Annotated in this window: 8 protein-coding genes and 1 pseudogene; 7 read left to right on the top strand and 2 right to left on the bottom strand. The window is 65.6% G+C overall.

Features of this window, described 5'->3' with window-relative positions; all coding sequences use genetic code 11:
* The first annotated feature begins 971 nt into the window (after positions 1-971).
* The 5 genes from ACIBI9_RS65230 (at position 972) to ACIBI9_RS65210 (ending at position 6,445) form a co-directional block, all read left to right on the top strand.
* On the top strand, positions 972-2,375 hold the full coding sequence (locus ACIBI9_RS65230; RefSeq protein ID WP_397238750.1) for a hypothetical protein: 1,404 nt from the start codon (positions 972-974) through the stop codon (positions 2,373-2,375).
* A gap of 270 nt (positions 2,376-2,645) precedes the next feature.
* Positions 2,646-3,746: an integrase core domain-containing protein gene (locus ACIBI9_RS65225; RefSeq protein WP_397238748.1), complete on the top strand. Its 1,101-nt coding sequence runs from the start codon at positions 2,646-2,648 to the stop codon at positions 3,744-3,746.
* A 5-nt stretch (positions 3,747-3,751) separates the two neighbouring features.
* Positions 3,752-4,288 carry a substrate-binding domain-containing protein gene (locus ACIBI9_RS65220; RefSeq protein ID WP_397238746.1) on the top strand — a complete coding sequence of 179 codons (537 nt, stop codon included), beginning with the start codon at positions 3,752-3,754 and terminating at the stop codon, positions 4,286-4,288.
* Between the two features lie 21 nt (positions 4,289-4,309).
* Positions 4,310-5,587 (top strand): hypothetical protein, encoded by a 1,278-nt coding sequence (locus ACIBI9_RS65215; protein WP_397238744.1) that lies wholly within the window; start codon positions 4,310-4,312, stop codon positions 5,585-5,587.
* Between the two features lie 498 nt (positions 5,588-6,085).
* The gene (locus ACIBI9_RS65210) at positions 6,086-6,445 is read left to right on the top strand and encodes a hypothetical protein (protein WP_397238742.1); all 360 of its coding nucleotides are present in this window, start codon (positions 6,086-6,088) and stop codon (positions 6,443-6,445) included.
* Between the two features lie 175 nt (positions 6,446-6,620).
* Here the strand turns inward: ACIBI9_RS65210 and ACIBI9_RS65205 are convergent.
* Positions 6,621-6,857: pseudogene (locus tag ACIBI9_RS65205) on the bottom strand (Ig-like domain-containing protein); the annotation flags it as partial.
* A gap of 12 nt (positions 6,858-6,869) precedes the next feature.
* The gene (locus ACIBI9_RS65200) at positions 6,870-7,217 is read right to left on the bottom strand and encodes a hypothetical protein (RefSeq protein WP_397238740.1); all 348 of its coding nucleotides are present in this window, start codon (positions 7,215-7,217) and stop codon (positions 6,870-6,872) included.
* A gap of 73 nt (positions 7,218-7,290) precedes the next feature.
* Here ACIBI9_RS65200 and ACIBI9_RS65195 point away from each other — a divergent pair, with 73 nt between their 5' ends.
* Positions 7,291-7,947, top strand: a complete 657-nt coding sequence (locus ACIBI9_RS65195; RefSeq protein WP_397238738.1) for a helix-turn-helix domain-containing protein — start codon at positions 7,291-7,293, stop codon at positions 7,945-7,947.
* Between the two features lie 5 nt (positions 7,948-7,952).
* Positions 7,953-9,236 (top strand): MFS transporter, encoded by a 1,284-nt coding sequence (locus ACIBI9_RS65190; protein WP_397238736.1) that lies wholly within the window; start codon positions 7,953-7,955, stop codon positions 9,234-9,236.
* Positions 9,237-9,251: the final 15 nt, after the last annotated feature.

Here is a 9,251-nt window from a genome sequence, read left to right as displayed (position 1 = left end):
CGACACCTATGTCTCGGTGCTGCCTGAGGTGGCCCACGAAGCCGCCCGGGAAACGGCCCGGCTGGTGCTGAACGCCGCGTCCGCGCTGGGGCGGCCGCTCGACGGCTGACTCAGCTTTGCCTCACATTTGCCCCACGCCGCCGCAGCAGGCGGGCGCGGCTGGAGTCTCCGCAGGTAGAGAAGCGCGCCCTGCAGGATTCGAACCTGCGACCGTCGGATTAGAAGGCGATCGTGAGAGTGGTACCGAACTGCGGGGTTACGCACCCAGGCGCTTAATGAGCTGCCAGATCTTTCGCTCAGAAACCCCGGCTGCCCGAGCTGCATTGATAAGCTGCTGACGCTTCTTCACATCAGCATTAGACCAGCGGTCCTTAGCCTTCTTCTGAATATCTCGCTTGCCAGCGCCTAACTTTAGAGCGCTGGAGGATCCCACCTGAGCATGAACGACACGCTGTCCCATTTGTCTTCCTGTCATCAAGGCACGTCCTCACCTGAGGAGAATCATGCTCGCTCAGGCGCGCAGCTACAAGGGCCGTTAAGCAGGTCGAGAGGCACGTCCAGCGAGTGGGCGGCGGCGCGTCCATGGTCAGCCGGATCAGGCTTGATACGGCGCGCGCTGTGTATGGCGGGCGGCCCTGAGTCTCGATCGTAAGGGGGTACTGGACGGCGGGCCGCGTCGTGGCGTCTACCAAACCGCATTAGCAGTTAGGGCACAGGTCGTACCATGACGTTAGACGTGGACCAATACCGGTGGCCGGTCGACGTAGGATGAGGTGGCACAGCGGTGAACTGCAACCCTTGTCAGCCTGGGGCTTAAGATCCACGTGACGGCGGAGCGGCTGTCCCCCAAGATCGACTACCTGCAGAAGTCAGTATCACCGCGGGCTGGCTGGTCAGCATCCTTCACATAGCCCCTGATTGCCGAAAATATCGTGGCAGCGCTGCGCTCGTCTCGGGTAGAATTCCTTCTCGTGGCAGGCGGCGAGACTAAGAAGCTGATCAACGGAGTAGCTCGAGCCCTAGACTCTTTTCTCGCCCTTCCGGTCGAAACGTTTACTCCCGAGCCGTATCATATTGGCCCTAAAAAGCGTCGGCGAACCTTGCTTCGCGAAGTGCCTAAGACTCCATTTTTGCAAGAATTGATAGAGCGCGAACTTGGAGAAAAATTGCGAGTAGCCGCAGGCAGGGCTCTAGATGAGACCGCTTACGATCTAGCGTATTGGGCGCGCCAAAGCGAAACACAGTCCATAGAGCGCGGCTTGTTGGAGCTTCTAGAAAAATCCACTGGCGCAACTACTCGGCAAATCGCGGAGCGCTACGTGGGCTATCTTGTTGGCCCAGCCCTACCGCTTGATGAATACCTGAGCGTGGACATCGTTCCCGAACTCGCCAAGGTGCAACTATTCGACGAGTGGGAACTGATCCACCTTGACTACGCAAGTGACGCCAAGCTGCCTATCCATGAGTGGCACGGGCTAGCCGTTGCATGGCGCAATCCTGGTCGCCTACATGCTGACGAGGGTTACGGTGCTCTGCGGAGGCCGCGCCGCGATCCCGCTATTCCCACTAATCCTTCAGGCACCACCCGAGTGGTCGTCTGGCCCATCCTCGCACTAAACCTTTTTGTTAGTTATCCAATTAAGGTGCAAGTTACATACTTCGTCGAGCCGGGGCGCCGGGTTGTCCCTCATCCGAGTGGCCCGGATGACGTTTTGGGACGAATGGGCTGGCGGATTCCACATGAGCTACACCGGTGGGAACATGACCCCCTTGGCGGAAGAGTCGAACGCGTTCGCGTGCTCAATGCTTACGATTCCAGCAAGTTGGAGCGGTTCGCAGCTCGGTTCGGAAGTAGACTCACTGCACTTGAGTTTAAGCTCAGAGATCGTCTCATTCGCGCGGCTGACCACTATCTCTTCATCAACTACAACACCAAGAGGGCGGCTTCTGGGATCGAGCTACCTGATATTCATCCTAGCGAGGTCGCATTTAGATGGACCGTGGCTATCGAGGGACTGCTCGCAAGTGAAGGCGGGACGGATTTGACCCGCAAGGTTGCTCAGCGGGCGGCAGTCCTAGTAGGGCGTGATGATGCCGACAGACTGCATGTTGAGAGGATCGTGCGTGAGGCATATCGGGCGCGGTCGGCCTACGCGCATGGTGGAAGCGAAAAGGAAGCGGATCTTCTGGCAATCAAGGATGTAGTCCGCCGAGTGTTTCTGTCTTGGCTCGCTGTTGCTGCTGAGCACGGAAGAGCCGCCGAGCGCGTTCTCGACGATGCGCTACTTTCGCAGCATGTGTTGGAAGATCGTGTGCAGAGATTCGTGCGAGATTTCTGGGAAGATATTGACACCCAGGAGGCTCCACTTACCTGACGCTCCTATGTGCAAGGGGTCGGCGGGTCCTTCTCCGCTGTCTCGGCGTGGTGGTCGGCCACGACGGCGCGGCAGATCACGTCTGACAGGTGCCGTTTCAGGACGCGGAAGCTGCCTTTGGTGGCGTCTCGGGTGGTTTCCTGGCGTCGTTTCAGCAGTGCGCCTGCCGATAATCACATCCGTCCAGGTCACGACCATGTGAGGGCTTCGCGTGGCAGCGTGAACTCCAGCCATCCAGGAGACGAACCAAGTGCGGAGCGATAATCGGCCGTGCTCCTTCGCCTGGCCTACCTCACTGTCACGAACACGTTCGCCGCACTGCGACTGCTGCCCATGGGCGATCGAGACAAGGACATCGAGATCCTCGCCCTGCGCCACCAGATCACCGTCCTCGAACGCCAACTGGGCGCCGACACCAGAGTGACATTCGCGCCCGAAGACCGGGCCTTTCTCGCCGCTCTCCTCACCTCGCTGCCCCGCGAGGTCCTGCGCCGGCTGCGGCTCCTCGTCCGCCCGGACACCGTCCTGCGCTGGCACCGCGATCTAGTGAAACGGCGCCATGCCCGTACCTGCCGGCCCAAGCGGCCTGGCCGTCCACCCACCATCCAGTCCATCCGCGCTCTCATCCTGCGTCTGGTCCGGGAGAACCCCAGCTGGGGTTACCGGCGGCTGCACGGTGAGCTCACCACCCTTGGTATCAAGATCGCGCCGTCCACAGTGTGGGACATCCTCAAGCAGGGAGGCCTTAATCCGGCACCCGAGCGGGCGTCCACCACCTGGGCCGACTTCCTGCGCTCGCAAGCCGATGCCCTACTGGCCGCCGATTTCTTCGAGACCGTCACCTTGAACGGGCAACGCCAGTACATCCTGGCCCTCATCGAGCACGCCACCAGGCGCGTCCGCGTGCTCGGCACGACCGCTCATCCCACCGCGACCTGGGTCACCCAGGCGATAAAGAACCTGGTGATGGACCTGGACGATGCGGGCTGCCGGGCACGCTATCTCATCCGCGATCGAGATGGGAAGTTCCCGGCCCTCGTGAACGAGATCCTCGCCGAGGCCGGCATCAAGACGGTGCTCACCGGTATCCAGATGCCGCGGATGAACTCGATCATGGAGCGGTGGGTGCAGTCGTGCCGCCGCGAGCTTCTCGACCGCTGCCTCGTCTGGAACGAACGCCATCTGCGGCACGCCCTGCGCGAGTACGAACGGTTTTACAACCAGCACCGAGCCCACCAAGCTCTAAACCAAGCAGCCCCGCTGCGTCCCACCCCCAACCCGATCACAGACTCGGGGCGAATCATCGACTTGAACATACGCCGACGAGACCGGCTCGGCGGAGTCCTCCACGAGTACTCACATGCCGCTTGAGCTGCATGGATGGGGTTTTCGGCAGGCACAATGTCGACTCGGTACAGGCGATGATCGACCTCGTCGGGCTGCTCGCCGAGCGCGGTCACCGGCGTCTGGCGTTCCTGGGCATGTCGGCGGAGCTGCCCTGGCTGCGCCATCGCACCGAGGGTTTCCGTACCGGTGTCCGCCGTTTCAAGCTGGTCGCGCACGAGGCCACGGCCGACGAACCGGAAGAGGCCGTCGACGTGGCGCGGACGCTGCTGCGGCGGCAACCGCGTCCGTCGGCGTTGGTGCTGGTCGACGACTGGCTGGCGCCGAGCGCCTATGCCGCCGCTCAGGCGGAGGGCCTGGCCGTGGGGGTGGACCTGGCGATCACCGGCTTCAACGACATGCCCTACGCCCGGCTCCTGCAGCCGCCGCTGACCACGGTGCGGCTCCCGCTGCGACGGCTCGCCGACGCCCTGGTCAGCCGCCTGCTGCAGCTCATCGAGGAACAGGTCGCGCCCGAAGCGGGTCTGCTGCTGCCCGCGGAGCCGATCGTCCGGGCAAGCCTCCCCTGACATCCTGAGGATTGTACGTTCATGGAAATAGCGTCCTCCTCGACCGAGGTCGTGGAGATATTCGAGTGGGCCTGCCGCAAGGCGCTGAGCTGGGCGCATACCGGCGGCACGATCGGCCCGGTCAACGTCGACGAAACCAGGCCGGGCGGCACGGGCACCGGTGTGTACCTGCCGTCGTACTGGGCCGGCTACGCTCACCGCAGCGGGTTCTACGCCCGTGACTTCGTGCACCAGCTCACCGGCGCCCACCTGCTCGGCCTCGACGAGGCCAATCTGACCATGCTGAAGTGTTTCGCCGCCTCGGCCACACCCGAACACGGCCACTACCCGGTCTGGGCGTTCAACTTCGACGGCTCCTACCTGGCCATCGACTACCGCGGGCCCGACCGGTTCGTCCGGGAGATTCCCGCCGTCTTCGAGCTGGTGGAAGCCGGCGAGACCGCCTACCGCTGGACCGGCGACAGTGCCTACGTGGACGATCCGGTGCTGCATGCCTTCTATCGGAACACCACAGGCCCTTTCGCAGCCACCGCACGGGGCACCGGCGGCGGCATCTTCGACGGGGTGGCCACCTACAACGAGCTGAGCGGGGAGCCTCTGGCCGAGGCGGGCGACGCGATGGCCGCGCGATACGCCGCCTACCTGGCGATGGCCGGGCTGGGCCACGACTCGTTCGCCGGAGAGGCCGCCGAGCTCAAGCGACACTTCAATCAGGTCTGGACCGGCACGGGCAGCGGCAAGGACATGATCAGGGGCTACACCGTGGACGGCCGCGGCGTAACCGGATGGGGCGGCGAGAACAGCGTGTTCATGCCGCTGAAGGGTCTCATCGACGCCGGATCGCGCAACGAGAGCTACCTCGACTTCGTCGACGCCCAAGGCCGCGCGGAGAACGTGGAAGCACTCACCTACCTGCCCGACGTCTTCTTCCGGCACGGCCGGCCCGACACGGCCTGGAAGTGGATGCGGGAGATCTTCGCCGCACGGAATCTCCCGCACGTCGCCGGAGGGCTCAACGGCGACTATCCCGAGGTGTCCTTCACGCTGGTCAGCCAGGTCGTGACGGGCATGCTCGGTGTCCGGCCGGACGCGCCACGAGGGACTGTCGAGATCCACTCCGCGCTGCCCGCCGAGGTGGAGTGGCTGAAGGTGAGCGGGATCCCCGTCGGGCGGGGCCACATCTCCGTACGGTGCGAGCACGATGCGACCACTCTGGTCAATATGTCGGCGGACGTTACCTATACCTGGGACGGCGTACCGATTCGCCCTGGAGAGCGGCGAACGTCAGACGGCCGCTGACAGCCCGAGACCCGCGCCATACGGCGGCTGAGCCTCGGCCGGCTCCTACATCAGCGTGAAGGAGGTGCGATTTCCCCGACGCCAGGAGGTTCTCGGGGACTCCGAGGGGGAAGCATGGTCCTCGCACCAGGAGTGTCCCGAAGATCTTGGTGGGTGGGCCGGTACGACGGGTGCGCCTGCCGATAACCACATCCGCCCAGGTCATGCCTCTGCGAAGGCTTCGCGTGGCGTACGCGAGCTCCGGTCACCCGGGGGACGGAAGCGGGTACGGCAGGATGATCCGCTGTGCTCCTCCTGCGCTGTCCGTGTGGGGCAAACCAGGCGGACGGCGCGGGGAGTGACGCCGCTTTCAGGACGCCGCGGCGGCCCCCGTCATCTACGCCGATCCGCAGTTCCACCGGCTTGGATGGCCGCTGGCGCAGCACCACCTCATGCCGGAACCCGGCCGGCAACGCCGTCACCACCAGATCGGCTCCGGCACCGGCGGCGTCGGTGTAAGTGGCCGCGCTGCCCTTCACCGTCGGCTTCGGCAACGGCGTCGGCCAGCGCAGCGCGTACGACTTGCCGTCGGCGGTCACCAGCTTCGCGAAGGGCCGGGTGCCGCCGTTGGATAGCGCGACACGGGCCTCACCAGAGACAGTCTTGGGTTGCAACATCCCGTTCCCGCTCAACGAGGGAGGTGTCAATCGGCACCCAGGAATCGCCCTGGCGCATCCTGATCGGGCCCGCAGCGATCTCGGTGCGGTACGAATGACCGTCCACAAGCGCGTACGTGATGCTGGTCTCGGTCGTCTCCGCGGCGATTTCGACCTCCTTGACCTGTTTGACCGCCTCCTGGAGGCCGCGGCGCCGGCCTGAGCCGCCGGTAGGTTCGTGACCGCCTGACCGGAGCTGCCGGCCACCCATCCTGCGGTGTCCGCCAGCGCGTGTCGTCGTGGCCGTGTGACGAGGAGTCGGCGACCACCTTGCCCGTGCCCTCGTCGAAGGTCCAGCGCCCGGCTGGTGAGGTATCCGCGCCGACGCTGAAGGACCAGGTGAGCGGATCTGCCACGTTGTCCCGCACGTCGGCGGCATCGCGCAGGTCACCTGCATAAGTGACGCCGTTGCGCAGCGGGGTGTGAGGCGTGAAGGTCAGGATCGTGTTCGTGACGTCCATGACGGCCGTTCCATCGACCGCGGCTCCGTTGTCGTCCTTGAGCGTGAACGCCGCGTCCCAAACCGCCTGGTCGAAAGTCACCTGCACGGTCGTGTCGACGGGCACCTGTTGTGCGTTCGCCGCAGGCTACACAGAGACGGTGGTCGGCGCGGTGGTGTCCTGTACGTCGATGCCGTCGATGATCAGCCGGGCCCGGCCGCTCACCGTCGCGATGAGCTTCAACGGGTCGGCAATGGCCGTGCCCGATACCCACGGTCCCCGCACCGGAAACCCGCTGGCCAGGAGTCCCCGGACTTCGACGCGGATGTTCCGAACCCAGGCGCTGGAGAAGGCGTACGCGGCGGCGCTGAGACCCGGGACCTGCCGATCCTGTCGCCGGTGGCGGTGAACGCGGCCGCGCTCGCCGAGGCGCACGGGCGGCATCACGAGTCGGCCTTTCCGCTTGAGGCCACCCCGGTCGACCCAGCCGAGCACGCCCGAAAGCAGTGCGGAGAACTCTTCGCAAATAGTTCTTTGCGAAGAGTTCTCCGCACTCTAGGGTGGTGACATGGTTGAACCGATCATGGATGCGCGACCCCACGCCCCCCAGCCGGAGGTCGCGAGCCTGGACACCGAAGGGCTGCGCGCGCTGGCGAATCCGCTACGCGTGCAGTTGGTCTCGCTGCTGCGCAAGGACGGCCCCTCGACAGCCGCCCGGCTAGCCGAGCGGCTGGGCGTCAATTCCGGGACGACCAGCTACCACTTACGCCGCCTCCACGCGGCCGGTTTCGTCACCGAGGACACAGGCCGAGGGACCGCGCGGGAGCGCTGGTGGCGCTCGGTACACCGGGCGACGCACTTCACCGATCCTGCCCTGGCCGCGCGGGAACCTGAAGCCGCCCTGGCCTATCTGCGGTCCATCGCCACCTTGTACTCGGCGCGCACCGAGCGTGCGCTGAACGAGCTCGAAACCTTGCCCGACGTATGGCGGGGCGCCTTCGACATGAGCGACTGGCACCTGCGGCTCACTCCAGAAGAGGCGAACGCCCTGAAAGAGGAGATCGCATCGGTCGTGGCCCGATACCGGGCAGACGCCCCGGAGGAAATGGCGGACGCTCCCGAGGGCGTGGAGCGCGTCGTGCTGATCGCGCAACTGCTGCCCGAACCGGAGATCCCGGACGAATCCGGCGTCAGCGCCCGGCCGCGAACGGACCGGTCGAGGTGAGCCCCATGGTTCGCGTGCCCGATCTGCTGCGCAAGGGGCCGTTCCAGCGCTACTGGATCGGCCAGAGCGTCTCCCAGATCGGTGACGAGGTGTCCCGCGTGGTGATCCCCCTCGCCGCCGTTCTCCTCCTGCAGGCAGACGCGGCCGACATGGGCTGGCTCACCGCGGCCGCCCTGTTGCCGGCGCTGCTGTTCTCCATGCCGTTCGGCGCTTGGGCCGACGGCCGGGCGAGCCGCCGTCGCGTCATGATCGGAGCCGACCTCGGCCGTTTCCTGGCCATGATCTCGCTCCCCCTCGCTTATTACCTCGACGTCCTCACGCTCGCTCATCTGTACGTCACGGTCTTCGTGATCGGCACGCTGGACGTCCTGTTCGACGTCTGCGACAACACCCTGTACGCGTCCATCGTCCCGGCCGACCGCTACGTCCTGGGCAGCTCATTGGTCAACGGCAGCCGGGCTTTGGCGGTCGTGTCCGGCCCGGGGATCGGCGGTTTCCTGGTGCAACTCGTCGCCGCCCCGCTGGCCATGCTTCTGGACGCGGTGAGCTATCTGGTGTCGGCCGGGTTCCTGTCCCGGATCTCGACGGCCGAGCCACGGCCCGCCCCTCGGGAGAAGGGGCACTTCACGGCCGGCGTGACATGGATCGCCCGCACGCCCACGGTCCGCTCGCTCCTGGCCGCCGTCGCGACCATGAACTTCTTCAACTTCGTCTTCCACGCGCTCTTCACGCTGTACGTAACGCGGGAACTCGGGCTCAGCGCCGGAACGCTCGGCCTGATCATCGGCTGCGCGGCGATCGGCGGGCTGGCCGGTGCCGTCTTCGCCGGTGACGTGGTCGCCCGATTCGGCATCGGGCCCGCGCTGGCCCTCGGATTCCTGGGATACACGCTGCCCCTGGTACTCGTCCCGGCCGCGGGTGGGCCTCAGCCGGTTGTGATCGCGATGCTCTTCCTCGCTCAGTCCGTCTCTTCCTGCGGAGTGATGATCCTCGACATCTCGTCCAACGCCTTCAAGACAGCGCTCATCCCGGACCCGCTCCGCGCCCGGGTTTCGGGAGCATGGCAGACCACGAACTACGGTGTGCGTCCCCTCGGCGCGATCGCCGGCGGTCTGCTGGGCACGGTCATCGGGCTACGCCCCTCGTTGTGGATCGCCACGGTCGGCGCAGTGCTCGGCATCCTGTGGTTGCTCGCTTCGCCCCTCGTACGCACCCGTGAGATCTCCACGGCGGCTTCCGAGCCTGAACCGGCGCGGCCTGCCGCGGACGCCGCCGACCACCGAGCCTGAGGCCGCTCGGCGGGA

It is taken from the genome of Nonomuraea sp. NPDC050451, from assembly GCF_044458585.1.
This window is presented reverse-complemented; position numbering and strand designations above follow the sequence as displayed.